Origin of the sequence: Micromonospora sp. H33, assembly GCF_052068455.1 — a bacterium.
GTDB lineage: Bacteria > Actinomycetota > Actinomycetes > Mycobacteriales > Micromonosporaceae > Micromonospora.
On sequence record NZ_JBQHDE010000020.1, the window covers coordinates 20,218 to 32,969 of the forward strand.

Annotated in this window: 15 protein-coding genes; 7 read left to right on the forward strand and 8 right to left on the reverse strand. The window is 72.4% G+C overall.

The window, feature by feature from the left end; translation table 11 throughout:
- Positions 1–28: 28 nt before the first annotated feature.
- Together ACTMS0_RS27575 and ACTMS0_RS27580 are read right to left on the reverse strand one after the other, a co-directional pair.
- Positions 29–1,117 (reverse strand): AAA family ATPase, encoded by a 1,089-nt coding sequence (locus tag ACTMS0_RS27575; RefSeq protein ID WP_441158184.1) that lies wholly within the window; start codon positions 1,115–1,117, stop codon positions 29–31.
- Between the two features lie 82 nt (positions 1,118–1,199).
- Positions 1,200–1,694: a hypothetical protein gene (locus ACTMS0_RS27580; protein ID WP_441158185.1), complete on the reverse strand. Its 495-nt coding sequence runs from the start codon at positions 1,692–1,694 to the stop codon at positions 1,200–1,202.
- A 176-nt stretch (positions 1,695–1,870) separates the two neighbouring features.
- Between ACTMS0_RS27580 and ACTMS0_RS27585 the strand changes: the two genes are divergently transcribed.
- On the forward strand, positions 1,871–2,131 hold the full coding sequence (locus ACTMS0_RS27585; protein ID WP_441158186.1) for a hypothetical protein: 261 nt from the start codon (positions 1,871–1,873) through the stop codon (positions 2,129–2,131).
- Positions 2,132–2,139: 8 nt separating this feature from the next.
- Here the strand turns inward: ACTMS0_RS27585 and ACTMS0_RS27590 are convergent, their stop codons facing one another.
- The 3 genes from ACTMS0_RS27590 to ACTMS0_RS27600 form a co-directional block, all read right to left on the reverse strand.
- Positions 2,140–3,471, reverse strand: a complete 1,332-nt coding sequence (locus tag ACTMS0_RS27590) for an RICIN domain-containing protein (RefSeq protein ID WP_441158187.1) — start codon at positions 3,469–3,471, stop codon at positions 2,140–2,142.
- Between the two features lie 132 nt (positions 3,472–3,603).
- A complete protein-coding gene (locus ACTMS0_RS27595) occupies positions 3,604–4,626 on the reverse strand; it encodes a 1-aminocyclopropane-1-carboxylate deaminase (protein ID WP_441158188.1) in 1,023 nt (340 codons plus the stop codon).
- Positions 4,623–5,321, reverse strand: coding sequence for a GntR family transcriptional regulator (locus ACTMS0_RS27600; protein ID WP_441158189.1), 699 nt, complete (start codon positions 5,319–5,321; stop codon positions 4,623–4,625). Before ACTMS0_RS27600 ends, ACTMS0_RS27595 begins: the two co-directional genes overlap by 4 nt.
- 155 nt (positions 5,322–5,476) lie before the next feature.
- Here ACTMS0_RS27600 and ACTMS0_RS27605 point away from each other — a divergent pair, with 155 nt between their 5' ends.
- Both ACTMS0_RS27605 and ACTMS0_RS27610 read left to right on the forward strand, forming a co-directional pair.
- On the forward strand, positions 5,477–6,007 hold the full coding sequence (locus ACTMS0_RS27605; RefSeq protein ID WP_441158190.1) for a SigE family RNA polymerase sigma factor: 531 nt from the start codon (positions 5,477–5,479) through the stop codon (positions 6,005–6,007).
- On the forward strand, positions 6,000–6,836 hold the full coding sequence (locus tag ACTMS0_RS27610) for a hypothetical protein (protein ID WP_441158191.1): 837 nt from the start codon (positions 6,000–6,002) through the stop codon (positions 6,834–6,836). Before ACTMS0_RS27605 ends, ACTMS0_RS27610 begins: the two co-directional genes overlap by 8 nt.
- A 57-nt stretch (positions 6,837–6,893) precedes the next feature.
- Here ACTMS0_RS27610 and ACTMS0_RS27615 read toward each other — a convergent pair whose 3' ends face one another.
- Positions 6,894–7,277, reverse strand: coding sequence for a DUF2267 domain-containing protein (locus ACTMS0_RS27615; RefSeq protein ID WP_441158192.1), 384 nt, complete (start codon positions 7,275–7,277; stop codon positions 6,894–6,896).
- A gap of 98 nt (positions 7,278–7,375) precedes the next feature.
- On the reverse strand, positions 7,376–7,957 hold the full coding sequence (locus tag ACTMS0_RS27620; RefSeq protein ID WP_441158193.1) for a type 1 glutamine amidotransferase domain-containing protein: 582 nt from the start codon (positions 7,955–7,957) through the stop codon (positions 7,376–7,378).
- A gap of 391 nt (positions 7,958–8,348) precedes the next feature.
- Here ACTMS0_RS27620 and ACTMS0_RS27625 point away from each other — a divergent pair, with 391 nt between their 5' ends.
- Complete coding sequence (locus ACTMS0_RS27625) at positions 8,349–8,561, forward strand: type II toxin-antitoxin system HicB family antitoxin (protein ID WP_441158194.1); 213 nt, start codon at positions 8,349–8,351, stop codon at positions 8,559–8,561.
- Complete coding sequence (locus tag ACTMS0_RS27630) at positions 8,558–8,782, forward strand: type II toxin-antitoxin system HicA family toxin (protein ID WP_441158195.1); 225 nt, start codon at positions 8,558–8,560, stop codon at positions 8,780–8,782. The genes ACTMS0_RS27625 and ACTMS0_RS27630 overlap by 4 nt, the downstream gene beginning before the upstream one ends.
- Positions 8,783–8,888: 106 nt before the next feature.
- Here the strand turns inward: ACTMS0_RS27630 and ACTMS0_RS27635 are convergent, their stop codons facing one another.
- Positions 8,889–9,521, reverse strand: a complete 633-nt coding sequence (locus ACTMS0_RS27635; RefSeq protein WP_441158226.1) for a DNA-3-methyladenine glycosylase — start codon at positions 9,519–9,521, stop codon at positions 8,889–8,891.
- A 75-nt stretch (positions 9,522–9,596) separates the two neighbouring features.
- Between ACTMS0_RS27635 and ACTMS0_RS27640 the strand changes: the two genes are divergently transcribed.
- On the forward strand, positions 9,597–12,158 hold the full coding sequence (locus ACTMS0_RS27640; RefSeq protein WP_441158196.1) for an AMP-binding protein: 2,562 nt from the start codon (positions 9,597–9,599) through the stop codon (positions 12,156–12,158).
- A 210-nt stretch (positions 12,159–12,368) separates the two neighbouring features.
- Positions 12,369–12,725: an MmcQ/YjbR family DNA-binding protein gene (locus tag ACTMS0_RS27645; RefSeq protein ID WP_441158227.1), complete on the forward strand. Its 357-nt coding sequence runs from the start codon at positions 12,369–12,371 to the stop codon at positions 12,723–12,725.
- Positions 12,726–12,752 lie beyond the last annotated feature (27 nt).

Genomic DNA, 12,752 nt, shown 5'->3' on the forward strand with positions numbered 1-12,752 from the left:
GGCACCGGCCTCGGCTGGCCGGCCCGCGTCAGCGCTTGGGCCAGTGCCACGCCGGCTGGTCGAAGCGGCCCTGGCCGGCGATTCGCGTCTCGCCGAGGTCCTTCACCAGCTCGATCGTCGTCAGCTCGTGGGCATCGTGTTCGAGCGCGTTCACCAGCGCCCGGGAATGGGTGACGACCACGACCTGGGTACGGGCGGCCCCGGCGAGGATCAGACCGGCGAGGGGCCGTAGCACGTCCGGATGGAGGCTCGTCTCCGGCTCGTTGAGCACCAGCAGCGCGGGCGGCCGCGGCGTGAGCAGCGCGGCGACCCACAGCAGGTAGCGGAGCGTGCCGTCGGACAGCTCGGCGGTGCCCAGCGGCCGCAGCAGGCCCGGCTGCCGCAGCCGCAGCACGAAGCGCCCGGACTCAGCGTCGATCTCCAACTCGCTTCCGGGGAACGCCGCGTCGACGGCGGCCGCGAGCGCGCTGCGGTCACCGATCTCCCGGATCGTCTGGAGGGCGGCGGCCAGGTCAGCGCCGTCATGGGCGAGGACCGGGGTCCGGGTGCCGATCCGCGGGCGGCGCGCCGGCGCGTCCGCGTCCGTCCGGAGATGGTCGTAGAAACGCCACGACCGGATCCGCTCCCGCACCGTGAGCAGCTCCGGTGCACGCCGCGGGTCGGTGTACTCGCTGAGCATGCTGTCGAACGTCGCGACCGCGTCGTGCACGGACAGCCACGAGCCGCCGTCCCGGATGCGCAGGGCAGTACCCGACCGCTCAGCCAGCAGCGACGACGGGCGCAGCACCGGACCGGCCCACACGGCCTCACGCTTGATCTCCGGGTCCAACGCGAAGGCCGACGTCGAGGGCTGCGGCAGGCCGAAATCGACCGCGTACCCGAAGTCGTCCCCGGCGAAGCCCAACCGCAGGCTGACGGGGCCGCGCCGCACCGTGCCCTGCACCGGGTGCTCCCCCGCCCGTACCGCCTTCCCGATGGTCTCCGGCCCCGCCCACAGCGTCGACGGCAGTCCGCCCTCCCGGGCCAGCGCCGACACCGCGCCGTTGCGCGCCGAGTCCGCCAGCAGCCGAAGAGCCCGGTACAGGCTCGACTTGCCGGTGCCGTTGGCCCCGGTCACCACTCTCTCGACCCAGCTCCACGACCAGGTTCCGCAGCGACCGGTAGTTCTCCACGGCCAGCGTGGTCATCACCCGCACAGGCTACGGCGCGTGGTCAGCCAATCCGCGATGGCCGGCTACCACGCGGAGGTAGCTCAGCTCGAAGTCGAGGTGCCACGTCGTGCCGTCCTTCGACATCTCCCAGCGCCCGTCGATCCGGTCCTCCCCCGGGCTGAGGGTGGCGGTGAACCGCTGGTGGAATCCCGGCGCGTCCCGCCACAGCACCCACTCACCGGCGCCGAGCGTCATCCGGTACACCCGGTGTACGCCACGTCCGTCGGCGTACAGCATGGTGAAGTCCTCGGCGGCGTCGTCGAGCCCGATCACGGCGGTGATGGGAAAGGGCGCATTGTCCCGCCATGCCTGCGGCGCGCTGGCCGAGATCGAATCGACGTCGGAGATCTGGCGCAGGAACTGGCCACCGTCCTGCCAGGCGAACTCGGTCCACGCCGCGCCCAGGCCCTCGACCTTCGGCTGTACCGTCCACCGCCCGACGAGCACGTCGAGCCGGGCGAGCGCGGGATGCCTCCGGTCCATGTCCACCCTCCCTGTCGGCAACCCCACCGTAGCGGCGATCGGTCCCCCGGCCATCGCGCGTGAACCGGAGCCTCGCCAGTTTCACGGAGATCCTCAGGGGAAGACGGCACCGGCGGGAACGCGGCGCTACCGCACCCCGCAAACGGTCCGACTGCTCGTCACTGTAGGGGGAACCAGTGCGGATTCACGACCCGGCCAGTCAGGCAACGGAGAAGGACTACGACGTCACGGACATCGAGCGCCTCATGGGCAAGCGCGAATGGACAAGCTACGACGAGGTGATCAAGTGGCTCGAGCGGGAAGGCGACGCCGACCGGCGGTTCACGCCTGGGGAGGTACGACACATGATCGAGGACTTCTCCCGCCTGCGGGACGCGAAGAGGTCCTTCATCCGCGATCCCGAGAGGCTGTGCGACGAGCTCAAGAATCGACGCTGAGTACGGGCTCACCAGTACGTGTTCAGCTCCCGGATCAGGTCCCAGGTCGCCCCGCCCTCGGGCTTCTGGTAGAAGTCCACCGCGACGTAGTTGGGCTTGCGCCGCGCCGACGGGCCGCAGATCCGCTGCACCCGATCCCGGAGCTTCGCGCCGTTGTCGGCCGAGGCCGCCCACTCGGTCGGGATGTCGCGGTAGTGGTTCATGACGTGCAGCCGGCGGAATCCCGGTTCCTCCTTCGCCAGCGCGACCTCGTTCCAGCGGCTGTAGCAGTCCAGCGCGCCGCCGTTCCCCAGCGACCAGTAGTTCTCGGCGGTCCAGTCCCGGTCGTACATCACGCCAAACGCCTCCCGCCCGGGACGCTGGGAGAAGATGAGCAGCCGCCGGTTGCTCGACCGCAGCTCCGACAGGCGTGGCCACCCGTGGTCGCGGACGCCGGACCGGTCCGGGCGGAAGAGCAGGGCGTCGAGGCCGGCGACCCGCTCGACGGCTGCGCGCAACTCGTCCACGCCGGTGTAGTCCTCGAGGAATAGGGTGACCACCGCGTCCCGGTCGGCGTTGAGGAAGGCCACCACGTCGCGCAGCCCGTCGCTCAGCATCCGCTCGTTGCCCCAGCAGCTGCCGTGGCACATCCGCACGTCGCCCCGGTACGGGTACACGTCGAGCTGCAGCCCGCGGACGCCGTGACCGAGCTGGTCGCGCAGCCGGTACGACTGGTTCGGGAAACGCCCCCAGAACCCCTCGTCGGTGTTGGCCATCGCGTTGTGGGCGACCAGGAAGGTCACCTGGTCCAGGCGCGGGTCGGCGGGTACGGGCCGGCGCGGCACGGTGAGGTCGGTGAGGTACCACTCGGCGCCGGTCCCGCCGTCGGCGCTCAGCACCAGGTCCCGCCCGCTGGTCGGCACCTCGTCCCGCACGCGCAGGTGGCGGCCACCGGCCGGGTCGGTGATCCGGTACCGCTCGCCGCCCAGCGCCTGGAACCGCCAGTCGGTCAGCCCGTCGGCACAGCGTCGCAGGACGGCCCCGGCCAGGTCACCGGCGTGTTCCCGGCCGAGGCAGTACGCCGGATCGGGGACGGCTTCGATCCGGTAGCCGTCACCGCTGGGCCGCAGCCGCCACTGCTGGGCGCCGGTGCCGTTGTACGTCCACTCCTGGACCTTGCGGCCGTCCTGCATCGCGCCGCCGTCGACGTCGACCATGCGCCCGTTCGGCACGCTCTGGATGGTCAACGGTCCGGTGATGTGCGGGGTGTCCGACGCCGCCGCACGGGCCGCCCCGGACGCCGGGAACAGCTCGATGGCGGCCAGCACACCTGCCAACAGACCGGCCAGGGCCCGGCGCATGCGTCCTCCCGCCCGGCCGACCACCGCACCCGCTCGGGTGCCGCCACGCGATCAGCCATGGATGCATGGAAGTCTATCCATGGATGCGGTCCGCGAGCACCCCCCTGCCCCCGCCGACGGGGGCGACCGGTGTCAGAACAGCGCGCTGTAGCCGTTGAGCGCGGGCTGGCCACCGAGGTGGGCGTAGAGCACCGTCGAGTCCCGACCGATCTCACCGGTGCTGACGAGGTCGATGAGTCCCGCCATCGACTTCCCCTCGTACACCGGGTCGGTGATCATCCCCTCCGTGCGCGCGGCCGTTCGCATGGCGTCCAGCGTGCGCTCGTCCGGGATGCCGTACGTGCCGGCGTGGTAGCGCTCGTCCAGGATGACCTCGTCGTCGGTCAGCGGGCGGTCGAGCCCGATGAGGGCCGCGGTGCCGCGAGCGATCCGGGCCACCTGCTCCCGGGTCTGGCTCGGCTTGGCGGAGCCGTCGACACCGATGACCCGGCGGGGGCGCCCGCCGGCCGCCTCCAGCGCCGCGAATCCGGCGACCATTCCGGCCTGGGTACTCCCGGTCACCGAGCAGACGACGATCGTGTCGAAGAAGACCCCCAGCTCGCGTTCCTGCTCGGCCACCTCGTACGCCCACCGCGCGAAGCCGAGCCCGCCGAGCCGGTGGTCGGAGGCGCCCGCCGGGATCGCGTACGGCTTCCCGCCCGCCTCCTCGATCTCGCCGAGCGCCTGCTGCCAGCTCTCCTTGAAGCCGATGCCGAAGCCTGCCCGGACCAGGCGGACGTCCGCGCCGGCGAGGCGGGACAGCAGGATGTTGCCGACCTTGTCGTAGACCGCGTCCGGCCAGTCCACCCAGCTCTCCTGCACCAGGACGCAGCGCAGGCCCACCCGGGCGGCCACCGCCGCGACCTGCCGGGTGTGGTTGGACTGCACACCCCCGATCGAGACCAGCGTGTCGCAGCCCTGCGCGAGCGCGTCGGCGACCAGGTACTCCAGCTTGCGCGTCTTGTTGCCGCCGAACGCGATGCCGGAGTTGCAGTCCTCCCGCTTCGCCCACACCTGCGCACCGCCCAGGTGCGCGGTGAGCCGCTCCAGCGGGTGCACCGGGGAGGCGCCGAAGAGCAGGGGATAACGGGCGAACGAATCGAGTGCGGGGCTCATGACATCTCCTCGGGAAACTCGTCACGGGCCGCCGGGACGGGTCCGTCCGCGAGGTCGGCCCGCAGGATCTCGTCCAGGCTGGACCAGATGGTGGCGGTGATGTCGACGGCGGCGTCCGCGTCGCCGGACGCGCACGCCACGATCAGTGCCTCGTGCCGGCGTACCGACCCTTCGCCGGGCAGGGTCGCGAAGCGTTGCCGCTCGAGCCGGCGGATGAGCGGGGTGTAACGGTCGATCGTCGCGGCGACCGCCCGGTTGCCGCACGCGGCAACGAGCACGTCGTGCAGGGTGTCGTCGGCGCGTAGCGCGCGCTCCACGTCGCCCGTCCGCACGGCGCCGGCGAACTCGGCGTTGGCCGCGCGCATCGCGTCGAGGTCCTCCGGGTTCAGCCGGGAGACCGCCACCCGGGCCGCCACCTCGTGCATCGTCCGCACGACGACCAGGGCGTCGCGGACGTCGCGCAGGATCAGCGGCGTCACGCGGGTGTGGCTCTGGGGCTTGGACTCGACCAGCCCTTCGTCGGCGAGCCGCGCGAGCGCGTCGCGGACCGGCGCCCGGGAGAAACCCAGGCGCTCGGCGAGGTCGCGGTCGCGGACCACCTGGCCGGGCGCGAGCGTCCCGGCGACGATGGCCGCCTTGATGGCGACGTACGCCTGGTCGCGCAGGAGTGTGCGGCCCACCGGCTTGAGATCCACAACTGACATGTTAGATGTCAATTATCGTCCGGCCAACCCCGCGGGCAGTCTTGTCCGAACCGATGCAACCGCCGCTCCGAGCCGGGCGTCAGTGGGGTGTCACGCCGACCGCGCCCGCGGTCGGGCTCGACGGGCTGAAACGGGAGGGGGATCCGATGCCGGACGCCGACACCGCCATGACGGCGGCGGAGGACCCGCAGAACTCCTTCGACGCGTTCTACCGCGCGACCCGGCAGCGGCTCTTCGAGTTCCTCTACGCCCTGACCGGAAACGCCGCGGAAGCCCAGGACGTGCTGCACGAGGCGTACGCCCGGGCCTGGCAACGATGGTCGACCGTGCGTGAGTACGACGCCCCCGAGGCGTGGATGCGCACCGTGGCCCGGCGGATCGCGGTGAGCCGGTGGCGACGGGCACGCAACGCCGTCTTCGCCCACCGGCGGGCCGGCCCACCCGAGGACCTGCCGGGGCCCAACCCGGACAGCGTCGCGCTCGTCGCCGCGCTCGCCCGGCTCCCGGTCGAGCAGCGCACCGCCATCGTCCTGCATCACCTCTGCGACCTGCCGGTCTCGGCCGTCGCGCGGGAGACGGAGGCGCCCGAGGGCACCGTGAAGGCCCGGCTCGCGCGCGGTCGACGTGCGCTCGCCGGAATGCTCGGCATCGACCTTGAGGAGGAGAGCCGTGTCTGACCAGCTCGATACGCTCTTCGCCGGGGTGCGCGGCGCGCGGCCCCCGGCTGACTTCGCGGCCGCCGAGCAGGTGCGACGGCGCGGCCGGCAACGTACCCGGCGCACGGCTGTCGCGGCGGGAGCCGGCGTCCTCGCCGTCGCCACCGCGGCCGTCGGTCTCGGCGCGGGTGTGGGCCTGCCACGGCCCGACGGGGTCGCGCCGCCGGCCGACCCGACCCCGACCGCCACGGCGCCAACCCCGACGTCACCCCCCACGACCGTCTCTCCGACGCCGCCACCGACGTCCCGACCGGCGCCCACCGGCGACGCCGCCGCCCTGCTGCTCCAGCCCGACGACCTCGGCCCGGGCACCTGGCGGCGGTTCGAGGCGGAACAGATGCAGAACGCGGACATGTGGTTCTGGGGGTTCTGGGACGGCGTCTGCGCGACCTACCGGTCCGGCCCCATCGCGTCGTTGCCGCACCAGGACGACGTCGACACGGTCGCCTACCGGCAGGGCGAAGCCGCCAGCGCGTTCCAGATCGTGGAGCGGTACGAGACCGGCTGGGGCGACGAGAACCTGAACGACGTCCGCGCCGTCATCGACCGGTGCGGGAAAGCCGCTTCCGGCGTGCCGGACATCCGCGTCACCGTCGTGGACAGCGGGATCGCCGGTGACGAGTCGCTGCTCGTCCGGCAGGAACAGACGCCGGCGGACAGCGCGGAACCGCAGATCGACTACATCGCCGTCGTACGCGTCGGGGATCTGGTGACCACGGTCCGGGCGTACCCCTCGGACCCGGACCGGGTGCGCGACCTCGCCGAACGGGCCGCCGCTCGACTGCGGTGAGCACGCGTCCGCCAACTCCGGCGGCGCCGGCCAATGCCCGGCGCCGCCGCACGGCACCTAGACGCGAGGTGTCGGCTGGAGCAGCCGGCGCAGATCCTTCGGCAGCTCCGCGACCAGGTCGTCGCGCTCGTCGGCGCTGACCGCCTCGCACACGGTGGTCACCACGGCGCGGGCACCCGTGGCGGCCTGCTCGTCATCCATCCCCGAGCGGGCCTTCACCTCGTTGAGGAACTCGACGAGGTCGAGCGGCTCGGCGAAGTCCACCTCCTTGCGCAGATACCCTCGCAACTCCTCGGGAAGCTGTGTGGCCAGGTCGCGGGCCTGCCCGCCGCTGACCCGCTCGGTCAACGTCGTGAGCGTGGCACGGGTGACGGTCACCGCCTCGTGGGGCGGCAGTCCGGCGCGCTCCGCCACCGCGTTCAGGAACTCCGCACTGTTCACCGGCTCTCTCCTTCCGGGGCCGTCGGGCGTCGCGGCCTCACGCCGCCCGTGAGGACGTGCCGGGACCGGGCGCGTCCCGGTGCCGGCACGTCACCCGGTCACACGCTGGCCAACTGCCCCGCGTGCCGCCCCTCGGCGAACTCCTCGACCAACTTCTCGCAGAAGGCCGGAAGGTCACCGGGTTTGCGGCTGGTGACCAGGCCGTTGTCGACCTGGACCGGCTGGTCGACCCAGTTCCCGCCAGCGTTGCGGATGTCGGTGCGCAGGCTGGGGTACGAGGTGACCGTCCGACCCTTGACCATCCCGCTCTCCACCAACGACCACGGGCCGTGGCAGATCGCGGCGACCGGCTTCTCCTGTTGGAAGAACGCCGTGACGAAGGCCATCGCGTCGGAATTCATCCGGAGCCGGTCCGGGTTCACCGTCCCGCCGGGCAGCACGAGGCCGTCGTAGTCGGACGCGTCGGCCTTATCCACCGTACGGTCCACCGGATATCGGTTGGCGGGATTGACGTCGTGGTTCATCGACTGGATCTCCCCGGGCTTCAGGGATACCAGATGGATCTCCGCGCCCGCCTGCTCCGCGGCGGCTCGGGACTGGGTGTACTCGACGTCCTCGACCCCGTCCGCGGCGAGAATCGCGACCCGCTTGCCGGTCAGTGGTTGCTGGGCGCTCGTCATGATTCGGCTCCCTTCCCGGCACCGCCGCCATCGGCGGCGCACTGGCTGGCGTACAGATCGCGTTCCCGGTGCCGCTTCCGACAAACGGGCGCGCACGGCGTGCCTCGTGAGCGACAATCCAGCCGCCCAGCCGCGCCGGACTTGCGTCACAACCGTCGGCCAAACCGCCAAGAAGGATCACACCGGACATGTCGGCACAGTCGGGCTGCCTGCGTGGGATGCCGGAGCAGACGCAGGTCACCGCATCGGATCGATGGGCCGGCTGGCTTTACGTGGACCGGCCTCTGGTCGTGGACCGGCTCCGCGAAGCCGGCAGGACGGCGTCAACGTATCCACCGGGCCGGCCGATCGTAGGATGACGGAACCGGCTCGCCACATCAGGAGGACCTTGATGGTTCGGACGTTCACTGCGGCGGTTCACCAGGAGGAGGACTGGTACGTCGCCCGATGCCTGGAGCTCGAGGTCGCCAGCCAGGGCGAGACGCTCGACGAGGCCCTGAGCAATCTGCGGGAGGCAGTCGAGGTCTATCTCGAAGAGGTGTCCCAGCCGCCCATCGAGGCCACTCCCCTCGTGACGTCCTTCCAGGTAGGGAGGGCTGCGTGAGTCCTGCTCTGGCCGACCTTCCGCTGCGGAAGGTACTCGGCGGGCTAGCCAAGGCCGGATTCGATCACGTGCGGACGAAGGGAAGCCATGCGGTCTACCGCAACTCTGCTGGGAACGTCGTCGTCGTTCCCCAGCACAACACGATCAAGCGAGGGACACTCGCATCCATCCTTCGCCAGGCCGGATTGACGCCAGCAGAGTTCCAGCAGCTGCTCGATTAACGCAAGGTGACCCCTTGGGACGGCCATGGCCATAGCTGCGCTGCCACCCCATGAGTCCAGTCCTCCTGATCGGCCAAGGAGCCAGATACCCGCCGTATCGGCAGGGTCAGGTCCGCCGGCGGGGGACGTGGCGGCGGTAGGTGCTGACCGTCGGGTCGCCGGCGATCCAGAACCGCCACGGCACGTCGTGCGCCCCGGTCACCCCGACCCGCGGCCCGGCCGCGACGGCCTCCTCCGGCACCGGCTCGGCCGGCGGTCGCAGCCGGACCGGTCCGTCACCGAGCAGATGAACGCCGTAGACCGACCTGTCGATCCCCAGCGCCGCGCAGAGCCGGGCCGGCCCGCGCGCGAGATCCACGTCCCGGCGTACGGCGGGGCGCCGCGCCCGGGCCACGTCGAGGCCGTCGACCACCTCGCCGGCCCGCAGCAGCACCGCCGAGGCCTCCCCGTCCGGGCCGGTCACGACGTTCATGCACCAGTGCATTCCGTAGGTGAAGTACACGTAGGCGTGACCGGCCGGGCCGAACATCACCGCGTTGCGAGGTGTGCGGCCCCGGTGGGCGTGCGAGGCGGGGTCGCCGGCCGTGCCCGCGTACGCCTCCACCTCGGTGATCCGGACGGTGACCCCGCCGGCGGAGAGCCGGGCGCCGAGCAGGCCGCGCGCGGCCGGCACCACCGGCCCGGCGAGCAGGTCGGCCAGTTCCGCGAGATCACCGGAGCGCCGGTCGGGACAGGTCACCACGGCTGCGACCCTATCCGGCCGTGATGCGGGTCGCCCGACCCTAGGGATAAGGCCAGGCTTACCTTAGAGTTGGTGCCCGTGACACCCCTGTCCTCCCTGCTCCCGGCCGTCGGGGCGGTGCCGTTCGTTCGCGACCTGGCCGTCCACGGGGACCGTCCCGCGATCATCACCCGGGACGGGAAGATCTCGTACGCCGACCTCGCCCAGCGGGTCGCCCGGACCGCCGAACGCCTCGGCGTCGGCCGGCGGCTGGTGCTGGTGGTCGGCGCGAACACCGTCGACTCGCTGGTGGCCTACCTGGCGGCGCTGCACGCCGGCCACCCGGTCCTGGTGGTGCCCGGCGGGCACGACGCGGCTCTCGCCAGCCTGGTCGACGCGTACGACCCGGACGTGGTGGCCGGCCCGGCCGACGGCGGCTGGCGGATCCAGCACCGCCGGGCCGCCTCGGCGCACGACCTGCACCCGGACCTGGCGCTGCTGCTCAGCACCTCCGGCTCGACCGGCTCGCCGAAGCTGGTCCGGCTGTCGCACACCAACCTCCAGGCCAACGCGGAGTCGATCGCCGGGTACCTGGGCATCCGGGACACCGACCGCGCCGCCACCACGCTGCCGCTGCACTACTGCTACGGCCTGTCGGTGGTCAACAGCCACCTCGTCCGGGGCGCCGCGCTGGTGCTGACCGACCTGTCGGTCGCCGACGCCTGCTTCTGGGAGCTGTTCCGGGACGCCCGGGCGACCACGTTCGCCGGGGTGCCGTACACCTTCGACCTGCTGGACCGGGTCGGCTTCGCCGCGATGGACCTTCCCCACCTGCGCTACGTCACCCAGGCCGGCGGCCGGCTCGCCCCCGAGCGGGTGCGCCGGTACGCCGAGCTGGGCCGCCGCGCCGGCTGGGACCTCTTCGTCATGTACGGGCAGACCGAGGCGACCGCGCGGATGGCGTACCTCCCGCCGGACCTGGCCCTCGACCACCCGGCGACGATCGGTGTGCCGGTGCCCGGCGGCGCCTTCCGGCTCGCCCCGGTCGCCGACCACCCCGACCCGGACGTCGGTGAGCTGGTGTATTCCGGCCCGAACGTCATGCTCGGGTACGCGCACTCCCCCGCCGACCTGGCGCTCGGCCGCACCGTCGACGAACTGCACACCGGCGACCTGGCCCGCCGCACACCGGACGGCCTGTGGGAGATCGTCGGCCGGCGCAGCCGGTTCGCCAAGATCCTCGGGCTGCGGATCGACCCGCAGCAGATCGAGGCACTGCTGACCGCCCACGGCGTCACCGCGACCTGCGTCGATGGCGACGACGAGCTGATCGTGGCGATGGTCGGCGCGGGCGATCCGCGCCGGATCCGCCGACTGGTCGCCGACGAGGTGGGGCTGCCACCGCGCGCGGTGCGGGTTCTCCCGCTGGCCGAGCTGCCCCGGCTCGCCTCGGGCAAGCCGGACCTGGTGACGCTGCGCGGCCTGGCCGCCGCCGAGGTCGAGGCCCCGGCGCCCGAACCGGCCGCCGCCGGTGACCTCTGCCGGCTGTACGCGGAGGTGCTCGACCGCACCGACGTCACCCCGGACCTGAGCTTCGTGGACCTCGGCGGCGACTCCCTGTCGTACGTCGAGATGTCGGTGCGCCTCGAGCAGGAGCTGGGCCACCTGCCGGCGAACTGGCACACCCTGCCGATCGCGGCACTGCGCGGACCGGCCGACGCCGGGCGCCCAAACGGCCCCGGTGCCCGTCGGCGGCGCTCGCTGGAGACCAGCGTGGCCCTGCGCGCGGCGGCGATCGTGCTGATCGTCGGCTCGCACATCCCCCTGTTCACGATCACCGGCGGGGCGCACCTGCTGCTCGCGGTGGCCGGCTTCAACTTCGCCCGGTTCCAGCTCACCGACGCCGGCCGGCGCGACCGGCAGCGGCAGATCGGCGCGAGCCTGCTGCGCATCGTGCTGCCGACGACCGCGTGGATCGGCGCGGTCATGCTGGTGGGCGACCAGTACGAGCTGAGCACCCTGCTGCTGGTCAACAGCATCCTCCGGCCGGACGACGTGCCGGACGGCTGGCACTTCTGGTTCGTCGAGGCGGTGGTCTACCTGTTGGTGGGCCTCGCCGCGCTGCTCGGGCTGCGCCGGGTGGACCGCTGGGAACGGCGGCACGCCTTCGCCTTCCCGCTCGGGCTGACCGCGCTCGCGCTCCTCGGCCGGTACGACGTGTTCGGCCTCGACGCCCGCTACGACCTGCCGTCGGCGCTGGTCGCCGGCTGGCTGTTCACGCTCGGCTGGGCGGCCGCCCGGGCCGACAGCGTCCGGCAGCGGCTGCTGGTGACCGCCGCGGTCGCGGTCACCGTGCCGGGCTTCTTCGGGCAGCCGTGGCGGGAGGCGCTGATCGTGGCCGGGTTCGCGCTGCTGACCTGGCTGCCCACCGTGCCGAGCCTGGCCGTGGTCAACAAGGCGGCGGGGGTACTCGCCGCCGGTTCGCTCTACATCTACCTGACCCACTGGCAGGTCTACCCGCACCTGCGGGACCTGCCGCTGGTCGCGCTCGCCGCGTCGATCGCGCTCGGCATCGCGTACGCGGCCCTGGTCAACCGGGCCTGGCGCTGGGTGGCCTCGCTCCGCCACCGCGAGACTGTCGCCGTGATCGATTGACGCTCAGCCGGCCCGTCGGCGGGTCCACACCCGGCTGAGCGTCGTCCCCCACCTCCTCCTGCACCTTGAGCAGGAACCAGGTGGCCGACCGTCGATGCCATGGCGCTTCGCGTACCGGCGGGAGATCGCCTCGACCTCGTCGGTGAGCTGATGCCGATCCACTTCGGCGAGCATAGGAGACTGGGCGGACAGAGTCGGCCGGTGGGAGGCATGGTGGAGCGCGAGGAGATGCGGGCGTACTGCCTGGGCAAGCCGGGAGCGTGGCTGGACCAGCCCTGGGAGGGCGACGAGGTGGTCAAGGTCGGCAGCCGGATCTTCGCCTTCCTCGGCTCATCGGAGGGGGAGCCGAGGATCGGGGTGAAGTGCGGCCCCAACCGGGACGTGGCCGACGAGTGGATCCACCGGTACCCGGCGGACGCGAAGGCGTCGCCGTACATCGGCCGGTCCGGGTGGAACACGCTGCGCCTGGACGGCGAGATCGAGGACGAGGAGCTGACCGTCGCGGTCGACGCGTCGTACGACGCGGTGGTGGCGAAGCTGCCGAAGCGGGAACGCCCGACGGGGTGAGCCCCGCGCCGGGGCGCGGGGCTCACG

Excerpts from the sequence above, each read along its gene's own strand:
- ACTMS0_RS27580 (WP_441158185.1), bottom strand. The coding sequence starts at position 1,694 with ATGGACCGGAGGCATCCCGCGCTCGCCCGGCTCGACGTGCTCGTCGGG.
- ACTMS0_RS27605 (WP_441158190.1), top strand. The coding sequence starts at position 5,477 with ATGCCGGACGCCGACACCGCCATGACGGCGGCGGAGGACCCGCAGAAC.
- ACTMS0_RS27625 (WP_441158194.1), top strand. The coding sequence starts at position 8,349 with ATGGTTCGGACGTTCACTGCGGCGGTTCACCAGGAGGAGGACTGGTAC.
- ACTMS0_RS27590 (WP_441158187.1), bottom strand. The coding sequence starts at position 3,471 with ATGCGCCGGGCCCTGGCCGGTCTGTTGGCAGGTGTGCTGGCCGCCATC.
- ACTMS0_RS27595 (WP_441158188.1), bottom strand. The coding sequence starts at position 4,626 with ATGAGCCCCGCACTCGATTCGTTCGCCCGTTATCCCCTGCTCTTCGGC.
- ACTMS0_RS27645 (WP_441158227.1), top strand. The coding sequence starts at position 12,369 with ATGGTGGAGCGCGAGGAGATGCGGGCGTACTGCCTGGGCAAGCCGGGA.
- ACTMS0_RS27620 (WP_441158193.1), bottom strand. The coding sequence starts at position 7,957 with ATGACGAGCGCCCAGCAACCACTGACCGGCAAGCGGGTCGCGATTCTC.